The 1,017-nt window shown below is 50.7% G+C and carries 1 protein-coding gene; it reads left to right on the top strand.

The window, feature by feature from the left end:
* Nucleotides 1–71 precede the first annotated feature (71 nt).
* Nucleotides 72–986 (top strand): amidase, encoded by a 915-nt coding sequence (locus QT996_RS28535; RefSeq protein WP_333050866.1) that lies wholly within the window; start codon nucleotides 72–74, stop codon nucleotides 984–986.
* Nucleotides 987–1,017 lie beyond the last annotated feature (31 nt).

Raw genomic sequence — 1,017 nt, 5'->3', positions numbered from 1 at the left:
GAGGACGACCAGACATTGTAATTCTCTCCTTTACTTTTTACACAAGTCTATCACATCTTTAAAAAAATGGTATTACTCAAATCGCCAAGCACAACTCGCAATTAAACGCCATTTGTACCCTGGATGAAGACAATGCTCGTACTAGAGCTAGACTTGCCGATGAAGCCCTAGCCAGAGGAGAAAACTGGGGTGCTTTACATGGGGTTCCCATCACGATTAAAGACATTTTTGAAACAGCCGGACTCCGCACCACAGCAGGCTATATTCCCCTCAAATATTATGTGCCTCAACAGGATGCAACTGCTGTTGCGAGATTGCGGGCAGCAGGTGCTGTCATCATGGGAAAAACCAACATGGCGGAACTGGCTGCCGATTATCAAAGCACAAATTCTCTGTTTCCACGGGTGAATAATCCTTGGCATCTTGACTACACACCTGGTGGCAGTTCCGGGGGCAGTGCCGCTGCTGTCGCCGCCGGACTTTCACCGTTGGATTTGGGCAACGATTTCGGGGGTTCGGTGCGTCAGCCTGCTCATTTCTGCGGCATATATGGTTTAAAGCCGACTGATCGCCGTATTTCTACAGCAGGGCAGATTCCTGAAGTGCCGGGAATGCCACTGTCTATTCGGCAAATGATGACCGTTGGGTGTTTTGCTCGATCGATCGAAGACATCCGGCTATGTTTTTCGTTAATTGCAGGCGCGGATCTGCGGCGCCCTGATGTCCCGCCGGTTCCGCTCGATCGACCCTCTGGCAAGCCTTTGCAGCATCTCAAAATCGCTTGGAGCGCTGAATGGGCCGAAGTTCCCGTTGCTTCTGAAATTCGAGCAGCTATGGAGTCGATCGTGCAGACACTCTCTGACGCAGGTGTCCAAACCGAACGCTGGCTTCCCAAAGACTTTGACCTTTCTAAAATATTGAATCTCTACGGACGGATCTCCAGGTTGAGTCGATGGGAGGTATTATCCTCCGCACCTCTCAGTTAGATCCGGACGTGCGACTTTCATTGCATCCGGC

Origin of the sequence: Microcoleus sp. S13C4, from assembly GCF_036700865.1 — a bacterium.
GTDB lineage: Bacteria > Cyanobacteriota > Cyanobacteriia > Cyanobacteriales > Microcoleaceae > Microcoleus.
The sequence above is the reverse complement of the archived record's forward strand: the minus strand, read 5'-3'. Positions and strand labels throughout refer to the sequence as shown.